Source organism: Zunongwangia profunda SM-A87, from assembly GCF_000023465.1.
Lineage (GTDB): Bacteria > Bacteroidota > Bacteroidia > Flavobacteriales > Flavobacteriaceae > Zunongwangia > Zunongwangia profunda.
Window position 1 is genome coordinate 4,459,204 of sequence record NC_014041.1, and the last position, 19,471, is coordinate 4,478,674.

Sequence of the window (19,471 nt, forward strand, 5' to 3'; positions counted from 1 at the left end):
GCATATCTTAAATTCCATTTTTAAAAAAAGGAAGGAGGATGGCGGTCCTCCTTCCACTGTCAAACAAACTATTCACTTTAAGTGAACTTACATGAAGACTTATTGAGACAAGCTGTCCAAAATCGGTTTCTCTAAACCTGAAATTGTCGATTTTGGGTCTTCATTTAGCTGCTCTAAAATTGTAATCGTATTTCCTTTCTCTTTTAACCAGCATCCCGGCAAATAAAGTGTTTGCTGCGGACCAACTTTCCAATAACGACCAAGATGATGACCATTTACGAAAACTATTCCTTTACCCCACTTTTGCATATCCAAAAATGTATCTCCTATTTCTTCTAGATCAAAATTGCCTGAATACAATACCGGTAACCCATTTTTGATTTCCTGCTCATTGCTTAACGCTGGCGCACTATCAAATGGAGCTTTGTACATCTCCCAACCACCAGAAATCTCGTAATCGTTAATACTTACCGCTTTAATAATTCCCTTTTTATTTTTGGTCATTTTTGCTCCATAATTAATACGCCCCATGTTCTCAACCAGGATTTCTAAAGTTCCGTTAAAAGGAATTTTAATATCCATTTCGTATTCATTATACATACGGTTTAGTTTCCCTACATATTTACCGTTCACATAGACTGTGGCATAATCCCGCAACCCGGGAATTTGCAACTTCCCGGTAATGGGCTGTGTAAATTTTTTACGATACAACACATAACCATAGCCCTGATCAAGTGCTTCAAAACTCATCGGCGCATCAGCTATCACAGGTTTCGATGCTTTGATAACATCGAGTGCACTTTGCTTTTTATTTAGTTTAATTTCTGGAATGGATATCACCGGAATTTGTTTTGGAATTTCAGGAATATCATATGCCACATATTCCTTCATCAATTTTCTAATTGCCCTATATTTTGGCGTTGCCCATCCGGCTTCAGAAATTGGTGCATCATAATCATAACTGGTGATATCAGGTTGTATATCATGATCGTCGTTATAATTGGCGCCACTGGTAAACCCAAAATTGGTTCCGCCATGCACCATATAAAAGTTAAAATCTACATCGTTCTTAAGATATACTTCCGTTTGCTTGGCAATTGCTTCGGCACTAATCTTATTAAACGGTTCTGCCCAGTGATCCAGCCATCCAGGATAGAACTCAGCAACCATATAAGGACCTTCTCCGTTGTGATATTCATTTACCGCTTTTTTAAGGTTGGCAACATTATTCTCTCCGTTTGCGGTGGGTAATACCCCGTCTATCGCTCCTCCCTTAAACAACCATGTTCCATCTGAGGTAAAAAAAGGACCGTCCAAACCAGAATCTTTGAGCATGTCAAAGATTTTTTGTTTGTAGGCTTTATGGTCTTCAGTTGAAATATCTTCTCGTTGTGCCACAAAAGACCCAAATTCATTTTCAGCCTGTACCATAATTACATTTCCTCCATTACTAGCCTGAAATGGTTTGACCTGAGTAGCAAACTCGTTAATATATGTACGACAGGAATCCAAAAAAGCCGGGTTATTTTGACGAATTTTAAGATCCGGGTTCTTTTGAAGCCACCACGGATAACCTCCAAATTCCCATTCGGCACACGCATAAGGTCCGGGGCGAAGAATTACGAACAGGCCTTCTTCTTTAGCCATTTTTATAAACTCCGGCAGATTTTTATTTCCTGAGGTCCAATCCCATTTTCCCGGTGCTGTATTATGGTAATTCCAAAAAACATAAGTATTCACAGCATTTAAACCTAAAGCTTTTATCATTTGCAGGCGATGCCGCCAATAAGCCTTTGGAATTCTAGCATAATGCATTTCTCCTGCATAAATGTGTATGGGCTCTCCTTTATACTTAAAATTACCATCTTCAATTTTAAAAACCTCATCTTGCGCCTGCGTCGTATTAACGGCAAGGCAAAAAAGAAGAATGAGTTTTGCTAAAAATCGCATCGACCTTAATAAATTTCAAGATTACTAATTACAGGGGTAGCTTTTGCTGCCTCAAACTCAATTTTAATCGCTGTCGTTTCTACGGAAGGAATTTCAAGTATTCTTTTGTAACCAATCGTAGTGCCTTCAGCAACTTGCTCCCATTCACCATCGATCATTGCTGCAATATGAAACTTTTCTACGCGTTGTCCTAATGCTATATTTTCCTGTAATAGTACAAAATTAACCGTTTTAGCAGAATCAAACATAATCTCTACGGAAGAGTCGATTATTCCCTCATCGGTCACCCAATAGGTATCGGCATTGTCATCAATTAAATTGGACGGAGCGTAAGCTTCTGACTTACCTCTATAATTACTTGCCGAAATTTTTGCATTTTTGGTTAAATTTTCAGCAAAAACACTATCAAGAATTTTTCGCATCCCTAACAAAGAAGCCACATCATTTTCATGAAACTGCCCTCTCTGATCTGGCGGAATATTAAGCAACAAAGTAGAACCTCTTCCTACGGATTGCAGATACGTCGTAAATAACTCTTTTGGCGACTTAACTAAAGAATCTTCTTCCTTATGATAAAACCAACCCGGGCGGATGGAAGTATTCACCTCAGCTGGAATCCAATCTGTACCATCTTCAGAGCCTGTTTGCAAAATATCCCCAATCCCTGGTTTCCCGGCATAAAGGGTATCTGGAGTTATGATATTCCAGTTTGTTGTTCCTCCTACCCCATCTTCGTTACCTACCCAACGCAAATCTGGACCGGCATCACTAAAAAATAATACTGCAGGCTGCATTTCTTCCACCATTGCCAAAGTTGTTGGCCAGTCGTAATAATTTTGTTTATCGATCCTACGTTCCTCATTAGCGCCGCCATAATATCCATCACCACCATTGGCGCCGTCAAACCACATCTCGAAGATATCACCGTAGTTTGTAAACACTTCTTTTAATTGATTGCGGTAATATTCTACATAGGATGCCTCACCATAATCCTCACGATTACGATCCCATGGTGAAAGATAAATACCGAATTTAAGACCATGCACTCTAGCCGATTCTGCAACCTCCTTTACTAAATCTCCCTTACCATCTTTATACGGTGAATTTGCGATATCATGTTCGGTATAATCTGAAGGGAAAAGCGCGAAACCATCATGATGCTTTGCCGTTAAGATCACTCCTTTAAAACCTGCTTTTTGCAATGTCTCCATCCATTGATCTACATCAAGGTCTGTTGGATTGAAAATTTCAGGAGATTCGTCTCCATATCCCCATTCCTTACCGGTAAACGTATTGGTTGTAAAATGAATAAATGCATTCATTTCCATATCATGCCAAGCCAGTTGTTCTTTACTTGGCGTTGGACCAATAGCCTGTGGTGCTTTTACTTCCTGTTTTTCCTGGCAGGCAAATAAAAGACTGGCCATACCAATAGTTGCAATAGTTTTATTTAGATTTTTAATCATATCTTTATTAATTTTCTATTGAAAATGCAATTCCTGAACTATTTTTTCTCGAACGAATTTCCTTCGGAAGGCTAATTTCTACTTTCCCATCTTTAAGTTTAAAATCAACTTTCTTTCCGGTTTCCAGTAACTTGATTTTAGCGTTTTCTGAAGGTAAATTTTTACTAAAACTTATAGTTTTTGGTAGAGATTCTCCATCTTCAAACATTGCTATAGCAAAAGTTTTCTTAGCATTTTGAGTAAAATAAATGTTCCCGTCCTGGTAATCATCAATGGCATGCGTATCATAGATTGCTTCTCCATTTTTATTCAGCCACACACCTATTTCTTCTAATTTTGCTACTACTTCCAGTGGTAAAGTACCGTCTGGTTGGGGGCCTACCCCCAGAAGCATATTTCCGCCCTTAGCTACCACTTCTACAAGATTTTGGATAACTTTGGTAGATGATTTAAAAGGATCGTTAGGCACATAGCCCCAGTTGTTACCTAATGGCAAACAACTTTCCCATGGATTATCTAATTTGGTTTCAGGAATCTTACGCTCTGGTGTTTGGTAATTCTCATAAGGTCCATGAACTGTACGGTCTGCAAAAATAATCCCTGGTTGCTTCTCTCTTGCCATTGCGGCTATTTTAGGCATATCGATCTCCTGACTAAAATCCGGAATTGGTGCTCCCCAGGCTCTAACTTCATCGTTTACGGTTTCTTTTGGTCGCACCCAACCGCCATCCAACCAAAGAATATCTACACTACCATAATCCGTCATTAACTCTTCTATCTGGTTATAAGTAAATTCTTTAAACTTGTTCCAACGCCAATCGTATTTCTCGATATCATAATTTGCGTTTCTATTAGGAGTAGCGTATTTATCCCACCAGAAATATTGCGAATGCCAATCGGGTTTAGAATAGTAAGCTCCAATCATAAAATCTTTTTTTCTAAAGGCTTCAAAAACATATTTTGCCACATTTGCCTTTGGATGATTTTGGAAAGGACCATTAGTGATCTTATAATCAGTTTGCTGGGTATCAAACATATTAAATCCATCGTGATGCTTGGTCGTAAAAACTACATACTTCATTCCGGCTGCTTCTGCAGCATCAGCCCAACTATCAGGATCAAAATTTACCGGATTAAAGATTTTATCTAAATTCCAGTACCATTTCTTATAATCATTATAGGCAATGGTGCTATCACGCTCTATCCAATCTTCAGAGCATAAGTTCCAGCTCTCCATAATTCCTGGCACAGCGTAAACGCCCCAGTGGATTAGCATTCCGAATTTTTGATCGCCCCATTTATCCAATTTCCCCAGAACCTTCGGATCTGAGGGAGCAATATATTCTTCAGAGCGACCATGTACACCGTGCTCGTCCTCTTCCTGTTTTTGCCCTTGCAGCGTCTGTACACTAATAAGAACTACCAGTACTAAAAATGATTTTAAGGTATTGAATTTCGACATTCGTGAGTTTATTTTTTATTTAGAAAGTATAATTGTTTCCGGAATTTTAAAAGTAGTTTCCAGTCGAATATCTTCAGACGAAGCACCGATCATCAACTTAAATTCTCCTGCCTGCACTTTTTGCTTCATTTCAGTATCAAATAGTGATAATTCCTTCGGAAGTAATTCGAATTGAACAGTTTTTGTTTCTCCTGCTTTTATGGAAACACGTTCAAATGCACGTAGCTGTTTTACCGGGCTAAGTACAGTACTCACCATATCACGAATGTAAAGCTGAATGACTTCATCACCATCGACTTTACTTGTATTAGATATTTTTAAACTGATTTCTATTTTAGTATTTCTCCCTTTCCCGGAAGTTGCCACTTTTAAATCTGAATACTTAAATTCTGAATAGCTTAAACCATACCCAAATGGATATAATGGTTTAGCATCGGTCTCTACATAATCTCTTCTATTTGGAAACCAGTAATTATAATACACCGGAATTTGTCCTAAAGACTTTGGTACTGAAACGGGTAATCTGCCTGCCGGGTTAAAATCACCGAAAATTACATCGGCAATAGCACTACCTCCTTCCTGACCTGGATACCAGGCGTCCAAAATTACAGGAACATTTTCTGCTGGCCAGTTAAGTAATAATGGGCGACCTTTTATCAAAACTAAAACGGTTGGCGTACCAGTTGCTACAACTGCCTGAAGCAACTCTAACTGTTTCCCCATTAAGTTAAGGGTAGAACGATCATATCCTTCGCCGCTTTCCATATCACTTAACACCTGATCTTCTTTGGAGGAAATGGTAGCCGCTCCTGTTTCTAAATATTCGGTTTTAAAATCTCTTGCGCTCGAACCTCCTAAAACCACAATAGCCACCTCTGCATTTTTTGCAGCTTCTACTGCAGCCGGAATATTAGTTTGGGTAGTGTCGCGAACGGCAGTTCCTTTTACGTATTCGATATTGGCATTCGGCATTTTATGCTGAATACCTTCTAGCACGGTGATTATATTTTCTTCGGACTGCGGAGCGGTGTAATCTCCTAACTGATTATATTGCATATCTGCATTAGACCCAATTACCGCAATGTTTTGTAATTCTTTATTTAATGGAAGTATATTGTCTTCATTCTTAAGCATTGTAATTGATTGGCGAGCAACTTCTCTAGCCAGCTCTATATGTTCTGAATTTCTAACAATTTTTTCAGCCTGTTTTTCATTGGCATAAGGATTTTCAAAAAGCCCTAATTTGAATTTCACAGTAAGAATTCGTCTTACAGCTTCATCGATTCGTTCTTCAGCAACTTTTCCGGCATTCACGGCATCAATCAAGGCATCATCATAACCATTTCCTCCCAAATCCACATCTACACCGGCATTCATCGCCATAGCTGCGGCATCTTCTTCAGTATCTACAATATGATGATCTCCTAAAAGCCCTTCAATACTTGCCAAATCTGAAATCACAAAACCTTTAAATCCCCATTTTTCCTTAAGAATATTTGTCAATAAATTTTTATGAGCCGTACTGGGAACACCATCAATCGAGCTATAAGCTGTCATTACCGACATCACTCCATTATCCACGGCTTCTTTTACCGGATACATATAATTTTGAAATAGATCACGTTGCCCTATGTGTACTGCAGCCCCATTATGTCCGCCTTCTGAAACTCCATAAGCCGCAAAATGTTTTAAAGTAGCAGCAACATGCTCATTAGACTTTAAATCACTTTCGTGGCTCCCCTGGAATCCTGTTACCATAGACTTTCCCATTTCAGCAATCAGGTAAGGATCTTCTCCAAAAGTTTCTTCTACTCGCGACCATCTGGGTTCTCTGGCAATATCGATAATTGGCCCATAAGCCGTATTACTTCCCTGTGCCCTAATTTCCTTGGCTATAACGTGAGCCATTTTTTTGATCAAATCGGGGTTCCAGGTACTCGCCTGACCTATCGCAGTTGGAAATACCGTAGTCCCTACTGCCATATGCCCATGCATCGCCTCTTCTTCTAATAATAATGGAATTCCTAAACGACTATTTTCAATAGCGTATTTTTGTATTGCATTGGTAATCTTTGCTGCTTCTTTTGGATGTAAACCGGTTTCTAAAGTTTTTTGTGTCCAGGGATCGGCTCTTAACAATCCCCATAAACCACCAATATGCCTGTTTTTGATTTCTTCTTTATAAAGTTCACTTAAGCTCGCCTTACTTCCTGCTTCTTTATTATACATTTTCCAACCAAGGGGCGTGGTTAGCTGACCAATTTTTTCTTCAAGCGTCATTAAAGAAATCAAGTTTTCTACTCTCTCCTTTATGCTAAGTTCACTGTTTTTGTAAGGCGCATTTTTAAGATCCTGAGCACTCAGGAAATTTGAAATCAGTAAAAAACCAAGGCAAAACTTTTTCATCAATTTTAAATTTTAAAAGGAAAACTGGTTGGCTATTCACCAACCAGTTTTCACCTAACTAAACAGAAACAATCGAAACGGTTGTTTTATTTTAATTTCTTTATCTATTCTTTCCAGATAAATTCTCCGTCTTCTATAGACCAGTCATTACCAAAAAAGCCGGAAAATTTCACAGCAGAGAGCCCTTGTTTTGGCATTTTTTCGTTAAATACCATAACATCAGGATAAAAAGTTCCGTTTTCCAGATAATCATTAGCATAAGCAGCATGCATACCTTCTATTCCCGTTGCACTTATAACTCCAATACTTGTGTTAGAATTCCCTTCTTTTGGATAAATAAAGTAAGTTCCATAATTGGATCCCCTTAATGTTTGAGTACCCAATTCTATCTTATTCTTAGAAACCTGAATTGGTGAATTTTTTAGCAATTTTTTCCAGGCAGTATTATTAGAACTATTCCCATAAAGAATAATATTTTGATCTTTAAAATCATTTAATTTAAAATCAGAATCCTTTACTAATTCAACATTCCCATTTGCCCGATACCAAAATTTCTCTGCATCAAACTTAGCACGGTTATAATACCATTCATTTTCTTCGTCGCTTCCTTTACTCGCATATACAAAAACCATGTTATTTCTAAATGCATCTTTGAAACCTCCGTATCGAAGGGGACTTTTTTGAAATGCATCTGGCTTTCCTGTAATTTGCCATTTGTTAGTAGCTTTTGAGAGGTAAACCTTATCTAGCGAAGCTAAAGCGATTGCATCTCCATCTATATAAACTTCAGATAAAGTATCCTGTGCCATTGCTTTTAAATCTATAGAAAGCACTTCTATATTTGAAGTCGCTATTTTAAATCCCTTTGAAGTTCGTTGAAACTTAAAATTACTAAGCTCGAAAGGATGTTCTTGTTGAAGAATACTTACAAAATGAGAACCTTTAGAAACTCCAGGTGAAGCGGTAGTAAAATTGATAGAGTTGATTTCACTGTCTTTTTTTATTTCTCTTCTATTGAAGAAATAAAAGATAGGAGGCCAGTCTACACTTTCGTCTCCAAACCAGTGTTCTCCTCCAGGGTATTCGTAATAGGCAAAGTCATTATGATACTTCCCTAACCTCTCCCGCATATCGCGTGCTAAAAAAGTAGGCACTACATTATCAGAATCACCATGTAAAATATAAACCCCAAAATGCAGGTAATTTTCTTTTAGCTCTAAGGTTCTACTTGTATTACCGGCGCGTTTAATGATATTGTTTAGCTGCTCTTCGGTAGTATTATTAAATTTTGGAGTTATTTTTTGTTTGAAATCGGTCAAGCTCATACCAAATCTTTGTTGAACTTGCTCATCATTTAAACTTCTCGTAAAACTATGTCTATAGTCCAATAAATCTGGATAACCTGCCGCAGGTGCAATGGCTGCAAACTTGTCGGGATAAGTAGCTCCAAGATACCATGTACCATGACCTCCCATTGAATGTCCCGTTAAATAGGTATGTTGCGAATCTGATTTATAGAGATTTGAAGCTTCTTCTAAAACTTCTAAGGCATCTAATCTGCCCCAATCTTCCCAGGCAAAACCAAAGGGTCTGCGATTGGTAGGCGCAACAATATGCCCCCAGTCTTTTTGTTTATATGCATTAGCCTGATTTACGGCTTCTACAGATGCCCCATGAACAGACAAGAACATGGCTTGATTATCTTTATCTCTCGTTAAAGATGGTGCCACGCTATAGTACTGAACGCTGTGATCTATATTGCTTAAAAATGTATTTTTATGATGATTGTATTTTGACTTTACATCTAAACTAATGCTTGTTGTATCAATTACAACATTGTTTTTGTCTTTTAAATAAAGAGTAGCCGTAACTGTTTCTCCTTCTTTTAAAACTGATGGATTTGGAATAAGAAAAGGTATTTTCCTGACATACGTTGGGGCTATAGATGCTATTTTTACCACTTCCGACATTCCTTTTAGCTTTACTTCAATCGAAGCCGAAGTAAAGAAATCATCTTCAGTATTAATAATTCTTATCGCTCCCCAAAGCGTTTTTTGTTCTTCTGAAATTAAATCTGGTAAGGTGAGATCCCTTACCGTAAATTCTACCGGCTTATAGGTTTTTAATATGCGAGCTCTGATTTTTGGAAACCTTCCTCCTGAAAGCAAAAATGTATTTTTGCCTTTCTTTAATGTTATTGGAATCAAATTCCAACCAAAATCGTAATGATCGCCTTCATGGGGCAATCCGTTTATAAGAGCATTTGTATGTCCGGAAGCTTCAAAAAGAACTGTTTTCTCTTCTTCTGAAGTATACTCCAGATATAAATAACCATTACGCCTTAAAAAAGGATCATTAAATTCACCATTTTCAGCAATAGTTATTTTTTCCCACTTTACAGGTTTTTCCTGGAAGCTATCATAAACTTCTTTTCCTTCATAAATATCAATACTGGAAATCCCACTTAAAAAATCTGCGAATACAGGATCATATTCTACTGAAGCATTACTAAAAGGTATCCCTTGTGTCTTTAATAGTAATCCCTCGTTAAATAAATGAATCACCTCTCCCTCACTAACATCATTTACTTTTTCCTTTCCAAAATATTCTACAATATTTCCTTCTCGCTGTTGAGAAAAATTTTTGGTTGTTGTAATAACCAGACATGCAAAAAATAGATTTCTAAAAAAGGTCATTTTGCTAATTAAGAAAGAGGTGATTATTTAAAATAAATCAAATTATTGTTCTACATCCCACCAAACACGTGTTGTTAAAAGGTCTGGACCTTGAGATTGTACCGCTGCATTATAATTTTCTGCATTGGTAGACTGTTCTGATGTCATATACGTTAATCTTCTGGGAATAGTTCCATTAGTTACGTTTCCAGGATAATTAACAGGAGTTAAATCTGGGAATCCACTTCTCCTCCAGTTAGAATAAGATTCTATTTCATTTAAGAAAGTAGCAGCCCAATATTGTGTATTAATTTGTTCTAGAGCATTTGCAGTATTGTAAGGATTTGCGGCAATATATGCATCAATTTCTGCATCAGATATCGTCGCTTCTGGCGAATACAATTCTAAATATTTCATAGCAGCTCTGATACCTGCATTATAATGAGTCTCTGCATCTCCTCCGGCAATTCCCCAACGATAGGCAGCTTCAGCCATCATAAACTCAACTTCCGCATAGGTTTGGAAAAACATCGGAGCCGCTTCACTTGTCATATAAAATCTATTTGGCTCGGAGTAATCATTAGTACTACTTTCACCAGTTAAGTCTTTTAGCAAACTAATATCCAAACCATTAGGAAGACCTCTTTGTGCCGTTGGATCCATTCGTTCTTCCTCAGACCTTGCATTATCATCTGCATCTGTTGCCGGTAAACTAGCATATATTGTTAAACGCGGATCGTTCTGTAAGAATTCGATAAATGTATCACTCATTCTCGGTGTACCATCTGCAGTAAATGTTTCTCCATTACCATTTTGAACTATTCCATTACCCTCTTCGTGCACCACATAGGCAATATCTGCATTAGATTCCATTACCCCACCTTCAATCGCTTTTTGAGCCCACTCCTGTGCAGCAGCCTCATCAACTTTGGTCATTCTCATAGCTAATCGTAACATTAAGCTATTTGCCCATTTTCTCCATTTTTCAATATCTCCTCCATAAAGAATATCTGCACTACCTAAAGAACTGCTTCCTCCAGTTTCAAAAATAGCTACAGATTCCTCAAGCTCATTTAACATATCTGCATAAATATCTTCCTGAGGATCATAAGCAGGTCTTAAGTCTCCATTTATAAAAGCTTTTCCTGCTTCAGAATAAGGAACATCTCCATATAAATCTGTCAGCTTCTGATATTCAAAAACACGTAGTGTCCTTACAATAGCATAATCTACAGAGCTAGAATCTCCAGCTTGTTCTAAGGTATATTTCATATCCTCGATAGACTTTACTGTTTGTGGATATTGCGCCGTCCAAAAAGCTTCCGCATAGGCTGTGTTTAATAAGTATTTATCTCCACTCCAGTACGTTTCAGTGTTCGCTATATGCTGTATCATGGTTGAAGAGTATATCAAGTTTGCTCTCCATGATTCATATCGTTGCCCAGAGGCGTAAAGAACTGCTGATGGAAACTTATAACCTAAATTCATCTCTGTTGCCTTTGTAGGATCTACATTTAACTCCTCAAAGCCCTCGTCGCATGATTGTAATACTAATACTCCAATCAGTAACATAAGTATATATATTCTATTTTTCATCAGTATTATCTTTAAAATTTAACGTTTAGATTAAGACCATAACTTCTACTAGTTGGCAAGCCAAACCTTTCTAAACCTCTTGCTCCTGTACTATTAAAAGATGATTCTGGATCTATATTTTCTGTTTCTCTTTTGATGAAGAATAAGTTTCTTCCTACTACAGAAATATTAGCGCTATTTATAAAGGTACGTTTTAACAAATCTCCTGGTAAACTATAACCTAAACTAAACTCTCTAAACTTAATAAAATCTGCATTCTGAATATGTTCTTCAGCGATTTCATAAAGTTTTTTGTAGTAAGAGTCTACATTACCGGGAGCAATAGTAGTTGAAAAATCTGCTCCTGATGCATCAAATCCTTGAACAGCGATACCATCTTCTCTACCAACAAGTGTATTTTTACTAGCACCATAGTAGTTAGCAAATGCGCTTGTTCCAGAATAAATATCTGCTCCAAACTTCGCATCAATAAGGAATGATAAATTCCAGTTCTTATACCTAAAATTATTGGTTAACCCCATAGTCCATGGCGCTATACCGTTACCAAGCACTTTTCTTGGACCCGTTGTTGGAGTACCATTACTATCATATTGGATTCTTCCTTGATCATCTCTAATATAAGATGTACCAAAAATAGCTCCATAAGGTTCCCCTACAATCGCTCCCGAAGAAACATTTGTTGCCTGAGCATTAGGTGGAAACAATGAATTCCCATCCTCATCAGTTTGTACGACTTCATTCTTATTGTATCCTAAATTATAAGACATATTCCAACTAAAGTTTTCATTTTTAATTGGAGAGCCTGTTAATAGTAGTTCTACACCTTCGTTAGTTAACTCCCCAATATTTATAACTGCAGAACTGTAACCAGAAGTATTAGAAAGACTTATGGGAACTATATCATCTGTAGTTTTATTAAAATAATAAGCAAAATCAATACCTACTCTACTATTAAACATCTTCAAATTAAGACCCACTTCATATTCTTTTTTGGAAAATGGCTTAAGTTCTTGGTTTGGTAATCCATCATTACTTATTCTTCCTAAAGGAACCGAAGATCCTTTGCCATTATAAGTATCAAAAATACCATATACTAAAGAAAGTTGATATGGATTTTGAGCTCCACCTCCGATATCGGAATAACCTGCTCTCAACTTCCCAAAAGTTATCCATTCTGGCATATCAAGTGCATCGCTAAAAACAAAACTAGAATTTACAGAAGGATAGAAATAACTGTTAGAGCTAGATTTTCCTGCAAGTGACAATGTAGAGAACCAGTCTTTTCTACCAGTTACGTTTAAAAATAAATAATCATCATAAGAAAACTCAGCTGTGAAATACAGTGAATTGATCTTATTTTGCTCAAATTTATAATCATAATTCTTATTGGTGACATTGTTAATATCTTCCAAACCAGGTATAACAAACTCTCTACCATTTAATGTTGTTGTTTCAAATTTTCTATCATTACTATTTGCTCCAACAATAACTTCAGTTTTAAACTTTTCAAAAGATTTATTAAATCCGAGCATTACATCTGCATCTACAACCTTCGAGATATAGGTATTCTCACTCATTGCTCCAAGAGGAATATAAGCCGTACCAAAAGGCTCTATTCCAGTAATTCTGGCTGTATATTGGTCTAACCCAGCTCTACCTAAGGCATAAAACCAATCGGTAACATCAAATCTAATAGTAGAAGAACCAATAAACCTGTTTTTTAAACTATTATTACTGAACTCATAAGCTGACCAGTAAGGGTTTTGATGATAGGTGCTACTAGAAATTCGGTTCTCTGTTCCGTCCTCATTAAACCAAGGTTTGTAATCCTCTACATTGATATTGGGAGGGGAAAGTACTACAGTAAAACTGGCATTACCTGGAGAATCTGAAAGTCTAGGTCTATTTTTTACATCTTCTAGGAAATATTTACCACTTACATCAAGGCTTAGTTTTTCAGCTAGTAAAACACCTCCATTAAGAGAAAATGACTTTCTATTCATCCCAGAATTTGGAGTCACATCTTCATTACTTAAATCTGTCGCAGAAAATCTAAAGTTATATCCTTCTCCAGATTTTGTAAGAGCAACAGTGTTTGTAATGGTATGTGCAGTTCTATAGAACCTGTCTAGATTATTTCCTTGGCTTACATAAGGTCTTTCAACTCCATCAAATTGTACAACATTGGAACCATCCAATCGACCACCCCAAGCTTGCATTCCTGCAGAAATAGCTTCTTGAGCGCTTTGAGGTGCTTCGCCATTCAGACCTTGTCCATATTGCTTTTGAAAATCATAAATATCAGACATTACAGTTTCTAATAAAACAGATCCGGTATACTGTACTCCAAATCCTTGTTGTCCTTTACCTGATTTCGTATTTATTAAGATTACACCATTTGATGCTCTAGAACCGTAAAGTGCTGCTGCTGCACCACCTTTTAAAACACTAACAGATTCAACATCATCTGGATTGATACTTGAAATACCATCACCAAAATCAGATCCTCCATATTGACCTGCAGAACCTAAGTTGCTATTATCAATAGGGATACCATCTACTATATATAAAGGTTGGTTATTACCAGCTAAAGTAGAAATACCTCGTATCAATACGTTACTTGTTCCTGCTGGACCCGTAGCAGCACCACTTACATTTAAACCGGCTACCTTACCTTGTAATGAATTAATCGCATTAATCTGCTTAACATCTGATAATTCATCGCCTCCTACTTCAGTTAATGCGTAACCTAAGGCTTTTTCTGAACGTTTAATCCCTAATGCAGTAACAACTACCTCGTCCAAGGCCTCGGTATCTGTTTGCATTTCAATATTCATTTCTCCAGAAGTGACAGCTACCTCCTGACTTGCATACCCCACCATGGAAAAAACCAAAGTGGCACCACTATCTACTGTAATAGAAAAATTTCCATCAAAATCTGTAGATGTCCCATTAGACGTACCTTTTTCCATGACTGTAACCCCCGGCAAAGGCATTCCTGTCTCTGCTTCAGTAATGAAACCTTCCACCTTTTGCTCCTGTGCAATTGCAAATTGAGTTAGTCCCAGTACAAGCAAAAACGAAAAAATAATTCTCTTAACCATACTTGTAATTAAATTTAGTTAGTACCCACAATTAGCAAGTGTAGTTTGCTAATTTTATCTTAAATGTTAGAAATAAGTTAAGTTTCTTAAAATAAAATCGACGGACAACACTTCTCAATAGCTAAACAACTTCTAATGAAAAATCGTTTTCGTTTATTTTATCAACTTTATTTTCACCTAAGTTAAAACAATTGATGAAAAAAATAAGCTATGTATTAAAGAAACTTTATTTTTTTAGGAAAGTTAATTTTACTTAAATCAAATAATGGTTTTGTGAACTTTGCACCATCTACTTCAATCTTAAGTTTTCCTTTAGAAATTGAATCCTTTACGATAATCAGTTCTGGATTCTCATAATAGTCCTGATTAAGGTGTAATATAATTTTATTGAATGTAGGAACCACAAATGTATATACTGGTTCTGCCGGAGTAATTGGATAAATCCCCATCATCGAATAAATCACCCAGGCACTCATGGTACCAGTATCATCATTACCGGGAATTCCATCAGATGCATTTTTATAATAGGTAGCGATTAACTCATGTATTTTTTCTGAAGCCTTATATTCTTTACCCTGAATAAAATTATAAAGATAACCGTAAGCAAAGTCAGGTTCATTAGCCATATCAAACTGATCCTTTTCGAAAAGCTCGTCTAAACGAGCTTCGAATTTCTTATTGCCACCCATCAATTTCTTAAGTCCGTTGATGTCGTGTGGCACCATAAATAAATATTGCCAGGCATTTCCTTCAATATAACCAGGATTGTGAGCAAAATTAGCTCCGGCTAAGGGATCAAATTCAGCAAACCAGCTACCATCACTATTTTTTGGCTGAATAAATTTTGTCTCCGGATTATACAATTTCTTATAAGACAATGAGCGCTTTAAAAATTGCTTATAATCTTCCTTTTTCCCTAATTTTTTAGCCAATTGAGCGATAGCATAATCTGCAATATTATACTCCTGAGTGGTAGATACAGGTCCAGGCACATCGCCGTCAACTCCTAAATAACCATTATCAATATACTCCTTCAAGCCTGGACGCAGCGGATTATTAGTAGTATCCAATGCGCTTTTTAGCATGGCGCCGTAGGCTTTTTCAACATCAAAATCGGTTAAACCACGTAAATACGTATCTGCTAAAACCACTGCAGCCGGATCACCGACCATTGTAAAGGTTTCAGTTGAGTTTAATTCCCATTTTGGCAACCATCCATTTTCATCATACATTTCTAACATCGACCTTACCATATCTAATTGTTCTTCGGGATACAGCAAACTCATTAGCTGGTGATAATTACGATAGGTATCCCATAAAGAAAAAGTGGTATAGCGTGTCCCGTCGGTTTTCCCGATTCTCCCGGTTGCAATTTCAGGATATTCACCGTTGAAATCATTTAAAGTGTTAGGATGAATTTGTGTATGATATAGAGCGGTATAAAAAATCGTTTTCTCATCCTCTGTACCACCTTCAACTTCTACAACCTGTAACTTTTTTTTCCAGGCTTGCTGAGTTTCTGCTAAAACTTCTTCGAAAGTTGCATCGCCAACTTCTTGTTCTAGATTTTCACGAGCATTTTCAATACTTACATAAGACACTCCAATTTTCACTTCAACTTCCTGCGGTGTTGCAAAATCATAAGTCATATATGCTCCAATACTATCCCCAACCACTTCTCTTGTAAAGCCTTTTTTGATTCGGGTTTTACCATTGTAACCCATCCATTGTGATTCTAGACCCTCGTATTTATAAGGCGTCTTCCAAACTCCAAAATCATCGGCCGGTTTAGAGAATTTTGCTACAAAATATACAGGGTATGCAGCTTCAGCATTGTTATAACAGAAACTTCCCACCATTCGCATACCTTCTATTTCATTAGGAGAAACCACACGAACCATAGCACCCTGTTCATTGGTTAAACCTAAACCCAAATTCAGTAACACATTCGATTTTCCCGCCGGAAATGAATACCGACTTACTCCTGCTCTCGTGCTTGCCGTAGCTTCGGCTTTTACATTATATTTATCTAATTTTGCGGAATAATATCCTGCTTCAGCTGTTTCTTCAGAATACGTTGTTCCGTAATCAACATGATTTGTTTTTAGCTCTCCTGTAGTTGGCATGGTAATAATCACACCAAGTTCGGGGCAACCAACTCCACTCATATTTACATGACTAAAACCGGTTAAAAACTGATTCTCATGCACGTATGGATTTGATAACCATTGACTATCTTTTTCCAGTGGGTTTAAATCTATTTTCCCGGCAACATTAAATGGCGATACACTTGCTATCCCTCTTGGGGCAATCGCCCCAGGATTAGTTGCGCCGTAATTTGAAGTTCCTATAAAAGGATTTACATAAGGAAGTGGATCAAAACTGGTTTGTGCCGAAGCCACCTGAACACTAATAAATACAACTACTGCTGAAAAAATATTTCTTACTAAAAACATCGAATATTATTTTATCTGAATTTCATCTAAAAACAACCATGCACCTCCTCCATTGGGAGTTTTTGCTAATGGTTCTACACTTACTCTAACAAACCGGATATTTTCCTGAAGCTCAAATCCCATCTTAAAATTGTCGATTTTTGCTCCCGGATTGGTTTGATAATCTCTTTTTAAGGAAGCTACCTCCTTAAAGTTTTTTCCATCTTTGGACACTTCCACTTTTAATTGCTGCGGAAAATAAATCCCTGTGCCCTGCTCTTCCAAACTTCCCACAATCACTTCACTAACGCTGGTCTCTTTTTCCAGATCAATCGTAATAATTGCAGGATTATTGATCCAACCCTGCCAACGGCCGTCTTTAAAATATTTACTTCCTTTTAAAACGTTTACAAGGGCTGTTTCTCCTGAAGAGGCATAATTTTGATTATAAGGATATTTATAAATAACCGGTTTTGCCACCGCCTTATGAAACTTAAAAGTTTTATCTAAAACCGCCCCCATCACTTTACCATTTTTAAAAACTGCAGCTTTAAGCTGAGTATCGGTATCAACTTTTATTTCATTTTCATATAAGTTCGATTCGGCATTTAATTCTTCTCCGTTTAAAGCATATCGAATTTCAGTATTTGGAAACTCAGATTTTAATTTGATCGTAATTTCTCCGGTTTCCAGATCAATATCAGATTCTGGTTGAACCGCATAAGCACTTTTTGCATAATTGATGCCCATCACTTCAAAACGCTCCATCATTTTACGTATTCTTACCGAGAAATCTTCCCAGTCTAACTTGTTTTCAGGACTCCAAACCACCTCGGCTAAAGCTGCTAATCTTGGAAACAACATATATTCTGAATGAGCCTCAGTCGGCACGTATTCTGCCCAAAGATTCGCCTGGCCTCCTAATACATGCTTCTTTTGTTTCACACTCATCGAATCTAAAACCGGACGAAATTCATACACTCGCTTTAAGGGCGTAAACGCATTAAAAGCAACAGGCTCATTATCCGGGCTTCCCTGATAATAATCAAAGTATAAATGGCTGGTTGGTGTCATAATCACATCGTGACCTGCAGCAGAAGCTTCCCATCCACCTTCAAAACCACGCCAACTCATTACGGTCGCTTCTTCAGGCAAACCTCCTTCTAAAATTTCGTCCCACCCAATAAGTGTTCTATCATTTTTATTTAAAAATTTCTCGATACGCTTCATAAAATAGCTTTGCAACTCATCTTCATCAGCAAGCCCTTCTTCTTTAATTCTGCGTTGGCAATCGGGACAGGTTTTCCAGTTAGTTTTAGTGGCCTCGTCACCACCAACATGAATATATTCTCCCGGAAATAATTGCATCACCTCACTCAGCACGTCTTCCAAAAATTCGAAAGTCGATTCTTTTCCTGCGCAATAAATATCTGTAATTGGCCAAACACCACCAGAAGGAACTGCAATGGGTTCTCCTGTACACGATAACCAAGGATACGAAGCAATAGCGCTCATTACGTGCGCCGGCATCTCGATTTCTGGAATTACCCTGATGCCTCTTTCCTGTGCGTAGGCTACAATTTCTTTAATATCCTCCTGCGTATAAAACCCACCAAACGTAGCTTTGGCATCTGGTTCGTTTTTGGTTCTCGCATTCCAGTGGCTATCTTCCTGATCAACTCTAAAGCCTCCGACTTCAGTTAATTTTGGATATTTTTTGATCTCAATTCTCCAACCCTGATCGTCGACTAAATGAAAATGAAACGTATTCAGTTTTAGAAATGCGAGTCGGTCGATATGTTTTTTAATGTATTCTTTTCCGAAGAAATGGCGGGAAACATCTAACATATTCCCACGATATGAATATTGTGGTGCATCGGTAATTTCAACATTAGGAATATACCACTCAATATCCGATACTTTTGAGCCACTTTCTATTTCCTTTGGAAGTAATTGTCTGATGGTTTCCATTCCATACACAAATCCTAGTTTGGAATTTGCTTCTAAAATCACATTTTCTGAAGTTACCTTAAGCTCATAAGCCTCTTTAGCAATTTCTGAATTTATTTTTAGCTGAATATTGTTTTCTGCATGAGCATCTATTGAAGTTTCCAGTTCAAATCCGGCAGCTCTTTTAAAAAGATCGTTTAAAATTGAAGAAACCGAGGCTAAACTATCTTGCGCAATGATGATTTTGGTACTATTAGTGACTTCAAAGCTTCCCTGATTAAGGTTTAAAGATTTTGGCTGAGGAATCAGCACCAACTCCTCTTTGGTAAATGAAGGATTTTCCTTTTCAGCGCAACCAAATGTTGAAAGCGCTATAAAAAGAAGTAAAATTTTAAACAATTTCATATCAGCAGGATTTTGAAAATAA

Annotated in this window: 9 protein-coding genes; all 9 read right to left on the reverse strand. The window is 37.2% G+C overall.

Going from position 1 to position 19,471, the window contains the following annotated elements; translation table 11 throughout:
- Nucleotides 1-99 precede the first annotated feature (99 nt).
- Nucleotides 100-1,950 (reverse strand): beta-galactosidase, encoded by a 1,851-nt coding sequence (locus ZPR_RS19705; RefSeq protein WP_013073551.1) that lies wholly within the window; start codon nt 1,948-1,950, stop codon nt 100-102.
- A gap of 5 nt (nt 1,951-1,955) precedes the next feature.
- Nucleotides 1,956-3,416, reverse strand: coding sequence for an alpha-L-fucosidase (locus ZPR_RS19710; RefSeq protein ID WP_013073552.1), 1,461 nt, complete (start codon nt 3,414-3,416; stop codon nt 1,956-1,958).
- A gap of 7 nt (nt 3,417-3,423) precedes the next feature.
- Nucleotides 3,424-4,878 (reverse strand): alpha-L-fucosidase, encoded by a 1,455-nt coding sequence (locus ZPR_RS19715; RefSeq protein ID WP_013073553.1) that lies wholly within the window; start codon nt 4,876-4,878, stop codon nt 3,424-3,426.
- 15 nt (nt 4,879-4,893) lie between these two features.
- Nucleotides 4,894-7,284, reverse strand: a complete 2,391-nt coding sequence (locus ZPR_RS19720) for a glycoside hydrolase family 3 N-terminal domain-containing protein (RefSeq protein WP_013073554.1) — start codon at nt 7,282-7,284, stop codon at nt 4,894-4,896.
- Between the two features lie 104 nt (nt 7,285-7,388).
- The gene (locus tag ZPR_RS19725; protein WP_013073555.1) at nt 7,389-9,980 is read right to left on the reverse strand and encodes a prolyl oligopeptidase family serine peptidase; all 2,592 of its coding nucleotides are present in this window, start codon (nt 9,978-9,980) and stop codon (nt 7,389-7,391) included.
- Between the two features lie 42 nt (nt 9,981-10,022).
- Nucleotides 10,023-11,555 (reverse strand): SusD/RagB family nutrient-binding outer membrane lipoprotein, encoded by a 1,533-nt coding sequence (locus ZPR_RS19730; RefSeq protein ID WP_049771493.1) that lies wholly within the window; start codon nt 11,553-11,555, stop codon nt 10,023-10,025.
- Between the two features lie 11 nt (nt 11,556-11,566).
- Nucleotides 11,567-14,659 (reverse strand): SusC/RagA family TonB-linked outer membrane protein, encoded by a 3,093-nt coding sequence (locus ZPR_RS19735; protein ID WP_041579214.1) that lies wholly within the window; start codon nt 14,657-14,659, stop codon nt 11,567-11,569.
- Nucleotides 14,660-14,874: 215 nt separating this feature from the next.
- Nucleotides 14,875-17,115: a GH92 family glycosyl hydrolase gene (locus ZPR_RS19740; protein ID WP_013073558.1), complete on the reverse strand. Its 2,241-nt coding sequence runs from the start codon at nt 17,113-17,115 to the stop codon at nt 14,875-14,877.
- A 6-nt stretch (nt 17,116-17,121) separates the two neighbouring features.
- Nucleotides 17,122-19,449 (reverse strand): glycoside hydrolase family 20 protein, encoded by a 2,328-nt coding sequence (locus ZPR_RS19745; protein ID WP_013073559.1) that lies wholly within the window; start codon nt 19,447-19,449, stop codon nt 17,122-17,124.
- Nucleotides 19,450-19,471: the final 22 nt, after the last annotated feature.

Coding starts and splice junctions, on each gene's coding strand:
- ZPR_RS19705 (WP_013073551.1), bottom strand. CDS start 1,950: ATGCGATTTTTAGCAAAACTCATTCTTCTTTTTTGCCTTGCCGTTAAT.
- ZPR_RS19710 (WP_013073552.1), bottom strand. CDS start 3,416: ATGATTAAAAATCTAAATAAAACTATTGCAACTATTGGTATGGCCAGT.
- ZPR_RS19715 (WP_013073553.1), bottom strand. CDS start 4,878: ATGTCGAAATTCAATACCTTAAAATCATTTTTAGTACTGGTAGTTCTT.
- ZPR_RS19720 (WP_013073554.1), bottom strand. CDS start 7,284: ATGAAAAAGTTTTGCCTTGGTTTTTTACTGATTTCAAATTTCCTGAGT.
- ZPR_RS19725 (WP_013073555.1), bottom strand. CDS start 9,980: ATGACCTTTTTTAGAAATCTATTTTTTGCATGTCTGGTTATTACAACA.
- ZPR_RS19730 (WP_049771493.1), bottom strand. CDS start 11,555: ATGAAAAATAGAATATATATACTTATGTTACTGATTGGAGTATTAGTA.
- ZPR_RS19735 (WP_041579214.1), bottom strand. CDS start 14,659: ATGGTTAAGAGAATTATTTTTTCGTTTTTGCTTGTACTGGGACTAACT.
- ZPR_RS19740 (WP_013073558.1), bottom strand. CDS start 17,115: ATGTTTTTAGTAAGAAATATTTTTTCAGCAGTAGTTGTATTTATTAGT.
- ZPR_RS19745 (WP_013073559.1), bottom strand. CDS start 19,449: ATGAAATTGTTTAAAATTTTACTTCTTTTTATAGCGCTTTCAACATTT.